The 13,424-nt window shown below is 36.3% G+C and carries 16 protein-coding genes; all 16 read right to left on the bottom strand.

Annotated elements, in window-relative coordinates:
• Window positions 1-25 precede the first annotated feature (25 nt).
• The 16 genes from Z054_RS0125990 to Z054_RS0126065 all read right to left on the bottom strand — a co-directional run bounded on the left by Z054_RS0125990 (window position 26) and on the right by Z054_RS0126065 (window position 13,196).
• Window positions 26-1,042, bottom strand: coding sequence for an ATP-binding protein (locus Z054_RS0125990; protein ID WP_241461459.1), 1,017 nt, complete (start codon window positions 1,040-1,042; stop codon window positions 26-28).
• Window positions 981-1,940 carry a hypothetical protein gene (locus Z054_RS0125995; protein WP_024772920.1) on the bottom strand — a complete coding sequence of 320 codons (960 nt, stop codon included), beginning with the start codon at window positions 1,938-1,940 and terminating at the stop codon, window positions 981-983. The genes Z054_RS0125990 and Z054_RS0125995 overlap by 62 nt, the downstream gene beginning before the upstream one ends.
• Before the next feature lie 6 nt (window positions 1,941-1,946).
• Complete coding sequence (locus tag Z054_RS0126000; RefSeq protein ID WP_024772921.1) at window positions 1,947-2,402, bottom strand: hypothetical protein; 456 nt, start codon at window positions 2,400-2,402, stop codon at window positions 1,947-1,949.
• 38 nt (window positions 2,403-2,440) lie between these two features.
• Window positions 2,441-2,932: a hypothetical protein gene (locus Z054_RS0126005; protein ID WP_051473930.1), complete on the bottom strand. Its 492-nt coding sequence runs from the start codon at window positions 2,930-2,932 to the stop codon at window positions 2,441-2,443.
• Window positions 2,933-2,952: 20 nt separating this feature from the next.
• Window positions 2,953-3,204: a hypothetical protein gene (locus Z054_RS0126010; RefSeq protein ID WP_316929954.1), complete on the bottom strand. Its 252-nt coding sequence runs from the start codon at window positions 3,202-3,204 to the stop codon at window positions 2,953-2,955.
• A gap of 21 nt (window positions 3,205-3,225) precedes the next feature.
• Window positions 3,226-3,915: a hypothetical protein gene (locus Z054_RS30640; protein ID WP_024772924.1), complete on the bottom strand. Its 690-nt coding sequence runs from the start codon at window positions 3,913-3,915 to the stop codon at window positions 3,226-3,228.
• 19 nt (window positions 3,916-3,934) lie between these two features.
• Complete coding sequence (locus Z054_RS0126020) at window positions 3,935-4,306, bottom strand: hypothetical protein (RefSeq protein WP_024772925.1); 372 nt, start codon at window positions 4,304-4,306, stop codon at window positions 3,935-3,937.
• 3 nt (window positions 4,307-4,309) lie between these two features.
• On the bottom strand, window positions 4,310-4,648 hold the full coding sequence (locus Z054_RS0126025) for a hypothetical protein (protein ID WP_024772926.1): 339 nt from the start codon (window positions 4,646-4,648) through the stop codon (window positions 4,310-4,312).
• A gap of 1 nt (window position 4,649) precedes the next feature.
• The gene (locus Z054_RS0126030) at window positions 4,650-5,675 is read right to left on the bottom strand and encodes a DUF7192 family protein (protein WP_024772927.1); all 1,026 of its coding nucleotides are present in this window, start codon (window positions 5,673-5,675) and stop codon (window positions 4,650-4,652) included.
• A gap of 5 nt (window positions 5,676-5,680) precedes the next feature.
• The gene (locus Z054_RS0126035; protein ID WP_024772928.1) at window positions 5,681-6,634 is read right to left on the bottom strand and encodes an AAA family ATPase; all 954 of its coding nucleotides are present in this window, start codon (window positions 6,632-6,634) and stop codon (window positions 5,681-5,683) included.
• 36 nt (window positions 6,635-6,670) lie between these two features.
• Window positions 6,671-10,816 carry a strawberry notch C-terminal domain-containing protein gene (locus Z054_RS0126040; RefSeq protein WP_241461460.1) on the bottom strand — a complete coding sequence of 1,382 codons (4,146 nt, stop codon included), beginning with the start codon at window positions 10,814-10,816 and terminating at the stop codon, window positions 6,671-6,673.
• Window positions 10,813-11,070, bottom strand: coding sequence for a hypothetical protein (locus tag Z054_RS31425; RefSeq protein WP_024772930.1), 258 nt, complete (start codon window positions 11,068-11,070; stop codon window positions 10,813-10,815). The genes Z054_RS0126040 and Z054_RS31425 overlap by 4 nt, the downstream gene beginning before the upstream one ends.
• A 77-nt stretch (window positions 11,071-11,147) precedes the next feature.
• Entirely contained in the window at window positions 11,148-11,690 is a 543-nt protein-coding gene (locus tag Z054_RS0126050) for a DUF3768 domain-containing protein (protein WP_206538815.1), read from the bottom strand.
• A gap of 385 nt (window positions 11,691-12,075) precedes the next feature.
• Entirely contained in the window at window positions 12,076-12,339 is a 264-nt protein-coding gene (locus Z054_RS0126055) for a type II toxin-antitoxin system RelE family toxin (protein WP_024772932.1), read from the bottom strand.
• 3 nt (window positions 12,340-12,342) lie between these two features.
• The gene (locus Z054_RS0126060; RefSeq protein WP_024772933.1) at window positions 12,343-12,567 is read right to left on the bottom strand and encodes a hypothetical protein; all 225 of its coding nucleotides are present in this window, start codon (window positions 12,565-12,567) and stop codon (window positions 12,343-12,345) included.
• 230 nt (window positions 12,568-12,797) lie between these two features.
• Complete coding sequence (locus Z054_RS0126065; RefSeq protein ID WP_024772934.1) at window positions 12,798-13,196, bottom strand: hypothetical protein; 399 nt, start codon at window positions 13,194-13,196, stop codon at window positions 12,798-12,800.
• Window positions 13,197-13,424: the final 228 nt, after the last annotated feature.

Genomic DNA, 13,424 nt, shown 5'->3' on the forward strand with positions numbered 1-13,424 from the left:
ATTATTCTAAGCTTTTAATCTTGTTTTAAACTGGACTATGAAATTTGTCATCGTGATAGCGTAGGTAATCTGCAATCAGTTTAATAATAGCCGCATTTCGATTTGGATAAATGGGTTTATCATAAAAATCTCGTTCATTCAACATCATACGAATGGTTGATTTTTCTTCCTGATCTATAAACCGTTTACACCCTCGGATATAGGCTGCTCTGGTACATCCACTAACTTTTCGTCTGCGCATATCGATATACACAAAAAAACTTCTCTGTTTTTTATATTCATCTTCTGTCTTAAACCTACCTTCATCCATAGCCTTAGAACATAGATCGTACTGTTCATTAATTATGAGTTGTGCTATTCTTACAATCGAATAATTAGGGATTCTTTCTTTATATTTTGTAATAGGGTCAAGTTGATGATGCAATCGTATCCAGGTGCATGCCTGAAATTGTGTCGTTGTAACTTTACCTAAAGATTGATGTAAAAACAAAATATCTATTCCTTTATGTCTCACTGTAGTTAAAGCTCCAATGATAGACTGGCCTTTTGCTCCACTCATATAACTATCCACATCATCCAGTACCACAAGTCCATTTTTAAAATGATTCACGATCTTTTCTGCTACTTCCCTCTTTTCTATATTGCTCATGGCATTCCCATCACTATTAAAAGGAAGAATTCTTCTGACAGCTACCTTTGTTAATGCTTTGATGTAGTTTGGGCTTACGGTACGGAAAGTAGGATAATCGTGGCCATTCGTATCAAATGCTAAAACTTTTCTCCCTTTTTTACCGATTTCCGGATTATCTGCCATATAATATTTGATCTCCTGATTGGTGCGGTATGTTTTCCCAACTCCGGTTTCCCCAATAATAAGCATCACAAAAGGATCTCGTTCTAAGTCCTCATTACTATAGACAATAGGTTTTCTACCTCTGGCAGTTTTTTTCTTAGTCCTAGATTTTGTAATCATATCTTCATCACTCTGCACTATCTTCTGCCACTTCCATAATCGCATTTTCCATTCTTGATTCTTCATCATATTGTTCTTCAACACTAACAGGGTCAATAATTTCTTTTTCTTTTAATAGCTCTTCTTCTTGTTTAGGTTCTAGTTCCCCATTGATGTTCTCATAGGCTGTTTCCAGTATATCTTTTTTTGGGTCATCTGATTCTAAATCCCGATCTGAATACCCTTTCTCTTCTCTTACGATATCCAAAATTCTTTCTACTAAAAGATCATTTTCTGCTTTGATTTCCATAATCACTCGCCCTTTTTTAAATAAAATCGATAATACTACAGCCATCAATTGTTTTTCAGGAGTAAGCTTTTTTGCTTTTCTTTTCAGTATTTGAACCAATAATGGTTTTAGTAAGGCTTTATCTTCCTTATCTAATTTTATCCGCTTTACATTCTTTTCATTCTGTAGATCAATTAATTCTATAATCTCATCAAAATCATAAAACTCTTTATGCTTTTTGATCTTAACAAAATATCCACCTCCAAGATCAATGAGATTATTAACCGTTCCGAAAATACTATCAGCAGCTTGTTTGGCTGCAGCCGTTGGTAGTTCAAATTCTTCCTTCTCCGTATCATCATTAGTATGCGAATTCTTATCACCCATATTTGACTCATCCTCACTTCCTCCTCCAATTTCTTGTTCTGGTGCATCTAAAGGTGTTTCATTTCTCGCCTCAAAATTTTCTTGCTCCATTTCTTTTCTTGAATTTTCTTCTTCACTTCTGGGGTCATTCCTTTGTCCCGGTCTATCCGGTTTCCATATATTCCAATCATCAGATTTTGCCACTCCAGCTATTTCTTTTTCAATGACTGCTTGATTTAATGGGCTAAGTTCTTCATCTTGTATCTCTTCAAAACCTATATTGTTTGGATTTTTTAATACATCTACCACTTCTTTTTCTAACTCTTTCTTCATGTGTTCTTAGTTTATTTTTGCTATAAATTGAATAAGGTTCTCTTCTAAAGTTTCATATCGCCCAACGAAGGATTTATTAAATTGTGGAATAGATAGGGTTTCTTTACATCTTTTGATATGATAATAAGCTCCAAACTTTCCTTGATCAAAATACTTTCCTATCTCATTGTAACTTAATCTGGTAAATTGATTTAGGATATGATAGCTTGCCATACGAGCTTCTTTGAACTGTTTTGTCAGCTTACCATTTAACTCTTTATGTTCTACTTCAAAAATTTTAAATGCTTCAGAAGTCACAAAAGCTGTTATCAACTTAATACGCTGATTTTTATGTTTCCGAACCTTAGTGGTTCCCGATAATTGACGTATGATTTTTATAGTTTTAGGCACCCCAAATTTGCCAACCAACTTATCAATTCCTTGTTGTAAATCTGAATACTCTTTTCCTGCTGTTTCTCCCATATCTCTAATTTGTTTACATTCGTTACAAGACTAAGCCATCACTTTTTTAAGGAGACAATTTTGTATACATGAAAGAAAACTGACATTCTTTTCAATATGTAGTTGCCAATAATGACATCCCTTTCTATTTTTGCCTTTATACCCATATCTATCAGTTCTGATTTTCTAATATTTTTTGTTCTCCCCATAGCAACCAATTCTTGTACTATGGTTTGATCGGTACGTATCTTTGCTTTTACTTTCTTTTTAAGAGATTCTTTAACCAAAGGGGATTTCATAAGCTCCTCTAATCGATCATTATTTTCTAACTGATCTTCGTATTCTTCTTCTATATCGCCAAGGATTTCATAGTCAAGTTGCTCTAATTGCTCTAATAATTCCTTACGGTCTGAATCCTGGATAGCGTCAAAGAGTTTGTGTAGCTTCCAGAAAATACTGATTTTCTCTACTAGTGGTTTTGGTAAATCATTTTTATTAAGGCCATTGGCCTCCAAAAAAACAGTAAACTTTACTTCTTTCATTTTTTTCATTTCAAAAAGGTTATGTTTAATTATGCTGCAACAAGGTTTCCCGCTGTTTTGGCTTCTATTGATTTTTCGATTTGATAGGATAGCAATGCCGTCAATGCAGATGTCGCTAATACTACACCCATATTTTTGGCAAGTTCTTTTCCTTTAGGAATGCCAAACTTGAACTCTTTTCTATTGGCATTCGTGCCGAGATTATAATACACCAAAGCTTCTGCAAATCCAATGGCTAACCCAACTCCTGTTATGATTACTACTGTTTTATCAATTTTCATACTTTCTGTTTTAACCGTTTATTATTGTTCTAATTTTTCTTCGATTTTTTCATATCGTTCCTTCAGTTCTTCATTATCCTTTTGTCCCTTTATAGCGTTCATCTTATAAATTTTTAACAGGGATCGATGCGCATTTCTTAAAAATTTATTAGCTTCCTTTTGAACCTCCAAATCATCTTTTAACCCTTTTGGAATTAGGTTTCCTAATGAAACAAAGTGACCTTTAATTTTAGCGTATCGCGTAGGTTGGGGTTTTGGCCCTTCTAACTTTCGTTTTTCTTCTCTGTACATTTTCATTTTTACCCGACACACCTTCACTTCTTCCTCCAATTCATTGATTTCTGCCTTTGTAGCCTCTTGTTTAGGCTTTGAGGTAGGGGTTTTCTTTTTTTTACTCTTAGCTGTTTCGGAAGGTTTCTTTTGGGTAGTGGTATTTGCTTTTTTTTGAGTCTTTTTCTTCTCTTTTGCCTTTTTATCTTTTACTTCAGTAACATCTTCACAAGGATTCTCCAAGGCAGAAGGCAACGCTTCTGGTGAATATTTGCTGATCATTTGATATACCTTATCAACACTCCCCTGATATATTTCGGCTGCTTTTTCTTTATCCTCTGCTTCCTTAAAATCCTTTATAACATCTTCAGCAAAGGATCTCACTTTTTTACTATCAATTTTGTTTAGGTCAATTTTTAATAGGTCTTGAATCGTTATCATCTCTTTTAGTTTTAAATAATTATGCGGTTTTCTTTTTGGATTCCATTTCTAGTTCTAATTCCAAATCAAGCAATGCCAATTCCCTTACTCGCTCTTTTTCCTTCATTTTCATTTCTTCAAAAGATTTTTGAGACATTGTCTCTTTTATTCCTTCTTCATGAACTTGTTTCATTTCCTTCTCTTGCTTATCTGGATAGATCAACCAATACAATAATTGATCTGCTTCTTTCGCTACGGGATCATCTTTGGTAAACTCTTCTGTACTTTCCTTAATCAATTGAAAACTTTCTAATGGATTTAGTGTACTACCTCGATAGCGTTCTATCATTTCCTGATTGGGAACTTGTAGGTTCTTTAATTCTTCGCGAGTAACATCTTTGACTTTATACATAGCTTATTTTGATTTATGGTCTATTGCATATTCTTGGATATATAAGGGTTTTAGTCCTTTAAAAAATTCATTAGCTTCTTCTTGGTTCGCGTAATGAATCGAGCAGTATTGTGGTGTTCCGTCCGCATCGAAACACTCATACCGATAGCATTGAAACAAACGATCAACATTGCTTACATCGATAGTTAGCCATCTTAGAAAGAGGGTGTTTTTATGTTTCTTAGATTTCATAATTTTAAACTCACGACAATGTTCCTTACAGCTATCGTTAATCTCGATAGCTCTATTCATAATTTTTTCAACGATCTTCTTTTCAAGTGTTTCTTCTATGTTGCTTCCCATCCTATGCGTATTCGTTTAAGGTTACTTTATATGATTTGATGATGCTTATGATTTCCTTTACCGATTCTTCTATGGAGTAGCTCTGACCAAAAGACATTCCTCTGCTATTTGTAATAGTGTTTACAATACACTGGTCCATACCTTCGAAATGCGTCCCTAAACCTACAGGTAAGTCAAAACCGAAATAATCTCCTAATGACACTAATGCCTTAAACCCCCTGTATCTAAAGTATTTGGGGTCACTTGTCAGTAAAAGCAATTGATTTTTGTCCAGATGATCTTCGAAGTGTTTTAATCGTATGATTCCTGCTATGATGTGCTTGTTAAATGAAGTTGCTATAACTACATTAATGGCAACTGGTATTCCTCTGGCTTCCATATAATCTACTAACTCACCGCAGGCAACACCAACATACATAAGGGCATCTCCTTCAATTTTTGCGTTTCCTCCTCCCATTAGGTATAGCTCTAATGCTGGATAGGTTCCTTTTTTTTGTTCAAAATGAGCAAATACTTTCTTAACAGAACTCCCGACATTTCCAACGTGTAAGGCAATCTTTAGTTTTTCTATACTTTGTTTTAAAGGACTCTCTTTGCTTTCTATAATTGGTATTCTTCGATATAACCCTAAAGCTGCCCTATCAAAAGAAAATACTCCAATCCCTTTATCATTGAAAGCAAGTTTTGGCTTAGCTATCGTTTGTGAATCCGCCATCCGTAAGAAAGAATGTAGCTTTGATTTGATCTTAGGTCGGATTTTTTCCAGTATATGCATCCCCATAAATGTTTTATGGTTGTTTAATTCTTCTACATTCTTAGGAAGAGGGAAACCATAGGTATTAGAATTTGCTTTAATCTGCAAAGACACCCAATCATTAATACCTCTAAAAGCCCGTGCATTACGCTGATTTAGTTTTGGTATTTGCTGATCTACAAAAGCATGAAAAGACATTACGCTCTCATAAAAAGCATAGTTTATCGTATATCCTTCCTCACTACTTTTAGTATGTATCCTTGGAGTTGTCATCTCAATCACTTTCTACGATTATATTCTGCCACAAATTCATCTTTCATTACCGACCCTTTATACTTATTTATAAAATCTTCGTATCCAACGTCATCTTTTATGCGAGCTGCTTTTTCAGTACTCATCGCCCAGAAGAAACTTTCTAAACAATCTTTTAAGGTTTTCCCATTGAGAATAGTGTGGTGAATCGTACCATTAGCATCTTTGATGCCCATCTCACGCATCATCTCCAGTTCATAAATGCGTTGCATATTAATCATCGTTCTTAGCGTCATGATATCTTCGGTATCCATCTCCATATTTCCTTCTCCTTCGTATGCCAGTATGGAGTTTCGTATCTTAATGCAAATCGATACTACGGCTGGATAAACCACTTGTCGTTCCAATGCTTCATTAAAGCCGATCTCATAAATACTGCCACTAAATCGGTCTAATAAGGAAGCATCTTGTTTATTATTTCCGACATAGGAATGACTAATCGCTTTACCTAATGTATTCCCTGAAGCTATACAACCGAAATCCGGATGTTTTCTAATGGGTCTTTTCTGGCCATTCAGAATAACGGCATCGGTATCTGCTGTTTTTGCCAAGGCATAGTTCAGTAATCCTGCCGTATTCGGATCTAATTTTGGTAATTCATCCAGCAATAAAATCTTGCCTTCACTCCAAGCTTTAGATAATGCACCTTCCTGATACCCGTCTAAGGTTTGTCCACCTATGATATCAATGGGTGAAGTCCATTGATTACAATTAATGATCGTGTATGGCAGTTCTTTTTGATCATTTCGCCTTCTCCCAAAATAGGAGTAACTTACCTGTTCCTGTAATCTTGATTTGCCTGTTCCTTTCATCCCTACTAAAAACACATTGTTACCAACACTTAAATCGTCAAGGATTTTCATAAAGTTTGGAAGCTGTTGTATTTCAGGTATGTCTAAGGTGAATATTCTTTTTTTCATGTGCTTTCTATTAATTGTGTCCGGTTGTTCCTATGTTTATGAAGCCAATAGTTTATGGTATAATCGAAGTTTGTCTAATACTTCATCCAATGGAGTGATTTCGGAAATCATATCTTCATAACACGCTAATCCTAATTGCTGTGGGCTATAGCGTCCAAATACGAATTCAGGATTGCCGTCTTCGTGGGGATTGTTAGTGATAAAATAGCCTAATACATCCTGTGCTTCGTGAATAGAAACCTTCTTTGTCTGATCTATGATTTCTTCAAATTCTTTATAGATAGGAGTATCTTGAGTCGTGTTTTTCCATTCTATATAGGGAACAACCACATTTTTGAATATAGGAATCAGCGTAAAAGAGTATTTTTCTTTGTCGGTTAGCTTACGTTCATATAGGACCACTCCAAATGGATAGTTTCCTTTCGGTTCTTCATACTCTAAAAAACCAGATTTCGGATTACTACCCTCTCCAAAGGGTCTACCTAGTTCGTATTTCCATTTCCCAGTAGTTCCAGTAGTTCTGGCATCCCAATCTGTTCGATTTTCAATTTCCCAATCTTCCAATTCTTTGGCTTCTCCTTCTATCTTAATGCCATGAGTATCGAGTTCTGCAAGGAAAGCTTCTAATTTTGTAAGGGATAGCACCCCTGTCATATCTCCTGCGTTTTGAACAAAATCTGGTAGCTCATCCTCACTCTGCCCTTCTGCTCGTCTGATTAATTGGCGTAACTTCGGATCAATCCCTAACTTATAATGTTCTCGTTTACTCATATACACCTGAACATAGTTTTCTCCGATACGTTTAAATTTAATCCCTTGTGCGTGGTCTAAAAAGGTGTTATCCAATGGTAACATCTCTATAGCTTTAAGAGCTGATGATATAGGAAGTAATGCCATATGATTCCCATCCTTGCCAAAGTCAAAAGACATCAGTATGCCATTTTTAATGGTTCCCGATTTTGTATTGTATTTGATCAATCTATTCTTCGACCCTATTTCGTTGGAAGCTGCTACAATATTCTCTGTCAGAATCTGTCGTTTCTCCCGTTTAGATGATGCCTTTTTGATGAGTTCATTCCAGTGCCCAGGCACATTTGTTCTTTCCTCTTCTGTAATCTCTTTACTTTCCTGATAAATCCTATTGATAAAATCCTGTTGTTCTGAAACCAACGAGTAGGTTAGTATTTTACGCTGATCTGCAACTGCAAATCGCATTCGAATATTACTTAGTTTATAAGGATTACCTGTTGATGTTCCTATGGCAATTCCTAAGAAGATTCCCCAGGAAGGTTCTGTAATAGAACCTACTTTGGGGACTTTTACTACATCACCCATTTCAAAAGCACTCATCGCCCGAAGAATAACGGTTTTGATACGCTCTAATCTAGCGACAAGAGAATTCAACTCATTAGTTTCTTCTTCTATAATCTCTGTTAGTTTTGTCCTCTTACTGGCAATCTTATCATTTTCCTTTTCATCCTTTCCTGAACCGGAATCCGGCAGATTTGATAATTCCGTACGGGTTTTTTCAATGGAGGTGAGTTTTTTAGCTTTCCGCTTCTCAATTAATTCTGGATAGTCTTTTTCAATGGCATCTATCAACTCCTGTTTACCATCTTTTGGGGTTTTTCCTTCTAATACTTCTTTAATACGTTTGTCTATTTCAGTCTTAGTAAGTGGTCTATTAAGGTTGTTGACGATAGATTGTTCCCGCACTGTATCTTTTCCAAAAGGAGTATTTCCTCCATTGCCCTTTTGATATAAAAATCGTTTCTTGACATCTGCATCTAATTGCAGGAACTCCGTTTCTAAATCATACGTTCCTTCTTGCTTTTCAAGTATAATTTGTTGGGTGTACATTCCTAATAATTCACTGTACAACTTTTCCTGGTCTTTCACTAAAAGTAAACCTGCACGACCCGTCAATTGACGAATTGCACCTTCTTTAGTCTCATTACGTTCATAGTAACTATTTCCTGTTTTACTATCCACCTTTCTATGGTACGTTGGATATCCCAATTGTGGTAGTAATTCCTGATGTTCATCCACCCATTGCCACGCCACTTTATCCCCATATTTATTCAGAAAATCTTCACTCTTTAAGGTATCATCATTGGTGTTTTGAGATCCTGTAGTATTGGCATCCAATGATTTTAATTTCGCTTTCATCATCGTCATCAAGCGAACCTCCATAGGAATGTCACTGGTTAAAAATGAATATCCGGGCAAGTTTACTTGTGAAGTCCTGTTTACCCTTCCTAAAATTTGAACCATCGTATTCACATCCAGCTCAAACTGTGGAATGATCATATGTCGTTGTCGCTGATCTCTGAAATCTTTTGAGGAATGTGCAGAAAAACCTGTACTACCACTTTGATTGATGAGTAGCACGTCATAATCTCCACTATTGAACAATCGGAATGATTTTTCAGCATCGCTACGGAAAGAGGATACGATAGCATCATCTCCTTCGAAATATACCTTTTGGTTTCTTCCGGTCACTTCCGCTACTTTGAAATACTCCCCGTCATGTCCTCCAATGGATTTTGGCTTTTTGGTATGGGTAAGGATATCAATAAGCTGGTCAATTGGTGATACCATAAGCCCTGATGATTCAGAAAGCATGGCTCTCTTTATATCATGATATTCCGCTATCGCATGGTCTGATAATTCGGCTAATTGTAGTTTCTGTCTGCTTTTAGTACCATCAATATTGGTGTAGTTATAGTTAAAAACACCATCCAGACTTTTTACCATCGTCCTAACAAAATCCAACTCTTCTAAGGGTATCACATCACCACTGGAAACATTAAGGTCTTTTAAAAAGGTTCCCATAGTAGACTTGAAAGCAATGACCACCTTTTTATCTTGTTTTAATATATCAAGGGTAATTCGTGCTGCATCTTGTACTTTTAATGCGAATAACATCTGATCTACAATATTGAAAACCCTGGAGAAAAAGGGTGCTGATTTAACACCAAGGGCTCTTGGTTTCTTTTTTACTAATTCTCCCATAGCCTTTGCTTGGCTGTGAATTAGATTTAATTCAGGAGTAATATAGGTAGCTTCATAGTCTACTACACGGTTCATCAACTTTATGATGCGGTTGACACTTTTACGGTGTTTACTACGCTGCGGTTCTTCATCTAATACGATATAGTCGATGTTAATACCTTCATTGGAGCGTTGACGCCTGATGAGTTGCCCACTTTCGGCCAGATTAGAGGCTACAATTTCTTGTAACGCCAATCCACCACTCACCATAGAACTCACAAAATTTGGGTCACTTAAACCCGTTTCCATAATGGCAGTTTTCTTGGCGTAAAAAGGCATGACTTCAGGGTACTTCGCAAACGTGGCACTTAAAAAACAACAGGCTACAGTATTCGGTAAAACACTACGCATCCATCTCCCAATAATAGAATCAAATCCTCCTGCCATATGGGATTCATCAAGAATGAATACAACTTTCTTATACTTCTTACTCCCTTCTACGCCATTGATACATAATTGCTCAATCCAATCTCTTTTGTACGGGTGTGCTGATTGTACCTGTGAATAGGTACAAAAGACCATATCATAGCCCACAGGTAAATAGTCTATGCTTTTTTTAATAGTTAAGGTTGGGGTTTCTTCTGGATTAGGCATTGACATTGCATTTCTTTTAAGCCAGGCAATAGCTTCCGGGCTTTCAATGTCATAGGTGTCTTCCTTGGTTAGTAAAGCTGACTGGGTATCGGCAGATAATGGAGAAAACACAACACTACCATCGGCATCTTTGATTTTTCCCTTAGTATCTGTATTGACAATAAAGGGATGAATGTCTGAAAATCCAATGGCCTTTAAATCCCGATACATATCAGAAAAAAGTTCAGGTTTCTTAGTAAAGAAAACAGGTAAGTATCCGTTTTTTACAGCGTGACGTAATACGGCTGCTGCCTGTCTCCCTTTCCCTATTCCTGTCTGATCTGCTACTATAATTCCCTGTCCACGTTCAAATTGTTTTAAATATAATGCCAGGGCATCCACTTGCTCTGCAGCAAGTGCTTTCCACAAGGTCGCTGTAGATACATATTTAAGTCCATTTCGAACATAATGATCTATATTTCCTTTTTCCTTTACAATGCTGTTCAACGCCTTTTGTACCTCGAATGCCATATTACGAGGGATAAGGGTATTCATTTTAAAGGGTGCATTGGATTTTGGGATATACAGCTTGCCCATATTTTCAAGCCTGAGCCTTGGTAAGAAACATGAATTGAATCTCTGCAACCGCTTCCACCTGCAATCCCTAAAATCTGTTTTATAAACTGTTCTAGTTCTGTATCGCTCAATCCTTTTTGTGCATAGTTTTCCCATTCCTCTTGGCGTTTAGATGATCCTTCCAATACTCTTTTCAAAACGGTAATTTTATCATTTTCAGTTAATATCCGCATTATGCTTTCCTTTATAGATCGATGCAAAATCGCACCGTGGAACAGCCCTTTTCGGGCTGCTCGTTGGTGAAATCTTGTTAATATTCGGATGCAAACATGATCGTTAAAACACGCTTAGTTTCTTTAGGATCAGCCGCATCAGGTGAACCCATATCAAGGCTCATATTATAATAATCAATCTTCCAAAATATCTTTTCCCCTCCATGTTCAATTGCCCCAAAATCATGCTCTCCATGCGGATCATTATCTTCTGAAAACTCATCAAAATTGATTATTTTATGAATGATTGCCGCCTGATCTTCTTTTGAAAGTGCTGCAATGCCTTGCGTAATAACAACAGTGCCTTTGACACCGTATCCATCTGCTATTATTGGGGAGGTTCTAAAAAGGTCATTTTGAAACTGAATAAGTTCTGTTTTGATACGGTATTCATCTTTAGTTGCACTCAAAGAATACTGAACTGCTAATTTTTGTACGCAGAGTTGAACGCTTTCCTTCACATCATGTGATTTTATAATCTGGCGTTGATCCACACTATCTATAGAACTTTCATATTGTTCTAAAAGCATGTCTTTGACATTTTGAAAATACTCTTGAAATGGTTGCTCATATCTAGTCATTAGACTTTTCCTTTTTTAAGTTGTTGTTTAAGTCTCGGCTTGCCTGAACGTTTGCTTATTAGAGTAAGAAGCCTCTCCAAATGAACTTGCGCCCCAAAACATAATTTTTTTGGGGCGACAAGAATTGTCGCTACAAAGCGGCTGTATCTGTCATTTTTGAGAACCGAAGCGAAAAGTTTTTTTACAGATTTTATCTTGAGATTTCATCGTTCAACCCTTGCCTAATGATACTCAAACGCACTTAAAAAGTTTTAGCTGAGAGCTTTGCTACTCGCTTTAGCGAGGGTTCTTGACAGATAGAGACAAGGATTCTGATACAAAAAAAGCCATTCCATACTTGGGATGACTCACATGAACTTCATCGCCAGGGGCGATACATATTTATTCAATCATAAACATCTTTGCGATGTTTAATTGTATTAATAATGACGATATTTTCATCATGATCGATGGTATAAATTATTCTGTAATCACTAACCCGTAAACGTCTTTGCCCAGATAAGCCATATCGTAACGGTTTACCATAGGATACAGGGTCTAATGTTAAACGTGTTTCAATCGCTTTTTTAATAAGAGCTTTTGCAGATTTAGGAAGCTTGGGAATATCTTTTGAAATAACAGAGCTAAGATACTCAATGCGAAAAGTCATGCGTCATTCCCAAGCATCATTGTGATTATGGCGCTGACCATCATCTTCGGCAATGCGCTGATTACTAATCTTAGAAAACTGCTTGTCTTCCCTAAGTTCTAAAGCTTCACGTATTAAATCAGCCGCCGTTGCAGACATTGAACGATCTTGATTATCAGCAAGCATAGAAAGCAAACCATTTGTTTCTTGGTCAAGTGTTACTTGAATTCTAGGTTTATTTGTTGGCATAAAGCATCTCCTTTCACTATAGAAAGTGTACCACCCATAACACACTATTGCAAATCAAATAAGAAATGCAGCTCTTAACGAAATGAACCAAGCAAAGATTTAAGATAAGGCAAACTCGCTTTGACTTAGTGTAATTTTGTGAAGGGTGAATGAGGTAAGATTTGAGTATTTAACTACAAACATAAAAAATCCCCTCACAATTAAGTGAGAGGATTATTGAGAAAAAATTTTTAAAGATCAAAGTTTAGAATTTCATTTTCAATCTCTGTTTTTCGAGATGTTAATGTCTCCTGAAGAACATCGGTAACAATCTGGATCAAATTATTATTAGATGTTTTGAACTCCTTATGATTTTCATCTTTAAGAGCAAAAACACAATTATCGCCGTTATTGAATTTAAACTTGTTGAGCTCATCCAATGTGGTCGTTAATCGCTCTCTTTGATTGGCTAACCCTTTGAGCTTTTCAAAGTTGGTAATGCGTTCTTCCAAAGATTTAGTGACTTTTACGTCAATTGCTTCTTGTGCAAGTGTTTTCACTGGTGTTGTTGTTTTTGATGTTGCACCATTTTTTGTGTTCGCTGCTGGAGTCTTTTTTTCTACTCCATTTTGTTTTGCTGTTCCTGCCATAATTTCTAATATTTAAGATTAAACATTTATTTTTAATGCTTTTTCGATCCATTTGGCTTTTGTGATCTCGAAAGCGGTGCAATAATTGACGCGAAGCATGACGGGCAAGATGGCAGCGGTTATTTTTTAGTGTGTTTTTCTTTTTCGTAGTAAAAAATGTTCGTGTCCCCGAAGGGCTTGGTCTTGCATCCTCCTTTTGGAAATCTAGCGGCTATATTTGCATAAGAG

It is taken from the genome of Aquimarina macrocephali JAMB N27, from assembly GCF_000520995.1.
Classification (GTDB): Bacteria; Bacteroidota; Bacteroidia; order Flavobacteriales; family Flavobacteriaceae; genus Aquimarina; species Aquimarina macrocephali.

Bases quoted from the DNA above. Each gene is read 5' to 3' on its own strand.
- Z054_RS0125990 (WP_241461459.1), bottom strand. From the start codon at position 1,042: ATGATGAAGAATCAAGAATGGAAAATGCGATTATGGAAGTGGCAGAAG.
- Z054_RS0125995 (WP_024772920.1), bottom strand. From the start codon at position 1,940: ATGAAGAAAGAGTTAGAAAAAGAAGTGGTAGATGTATTAAAAAATCCA.
- Z054_RS0126000 (WP_024772921.1), bottom strand. From the start codon at position 2,402: ATGGGAGAAACAGCAGGAAAAGAGTATTCAGATTTACAACAAGGAATT.
- Z054_RS0126005 (WP_051473930.1), bottom strand. From the start codon at position 2,932: ATGAAAAAAATGAAAGAAGTAAAGTTTACTGTTTTTTTGGAGGCCAAT.
- Z054_RS0126010 (WP_316929954.1), bottom strand. From the start codon at position 3,204: ATGAAAATTGATAAAACAGTAGTAATCATAACAGGAGTTGGGTTAGCC.
- Z054_RS30640 (WP_024772924.1), bottom strand. From the start codon at position 3,915: ATGATAACGATTCAAGACCTATTAAAAATTGACCTAAACAAAATTGAT.
- Z054_RS0126020 (WP_024772925.1), bottom strand. From the start codon at position 4,306: ATGTATAAAGTCAAAGATGTTACTCGCGAAGAATTAAAGAACCTACAA.
- Z054_RS0126025 (WP_024772926.1), bottom strand. From the start codon at position 4,648: ATGGGAAGCAACATAGAAGAAACACTTGAAAAGAAGATCGTTGAAAAA.
- Z054_RS0126030 (WP_024772927.1), bottom strand. From the start codon at position 5,675: ATGACAACTCCAAGGATACATACTAAAAGTAGTGAGGAAGGATATACG.
- Z054_RS0126035 (WP_024772928.1), bottom strand. From the start codon at position 6,634: ATGAAAAAAAGAATATTCACCTTAGACATACCTGAAATACAACAGCTT.
- Z054_RS0126040 (WP_241461460.1), bottom strand. From the start codon at position 10,816: ATGAATACCCTTATCCCTCGTAATATGGCATTCGAGGTACAAAAGGCG.
- Z054_RS31425 (WP_024772930.1), bottom strand. From the start codon at position 11,070: ATGCGGATATTAACTGAAAATGATAAAATTACCGTTTTGAAAAGAGTA.
- Z054_RS0126050 (WP_206538815.1), bottom strand. From the start codon at position 11,690: ATGACTAGATATGAGCAACCATTTCAAGAGTATTTTCAAAATGTCAAA.
- Z054_RS0126055 (WP_024772932.1), bottom strand. From the start codon at position 12,339: ATGACTTTTCGCATTGAGTATCTTAGCTCTGTTATTTCAAAAGATATT.
- Z054_RS0126060 (WP_024772933.1), bottom strand. From the start codon at position 12,567: ATGCCAACAAATAAACCTAGAATTCAAGTAACACTTGACCAAGAAACA.
- Z054_RS0126065 (WP_024772934.1), bottom strand. From the start codon at position 13,196: ATGGCAGGAACAGCAAAACAAAATGGAGTAGAAAAAAAGACTCCAGCA.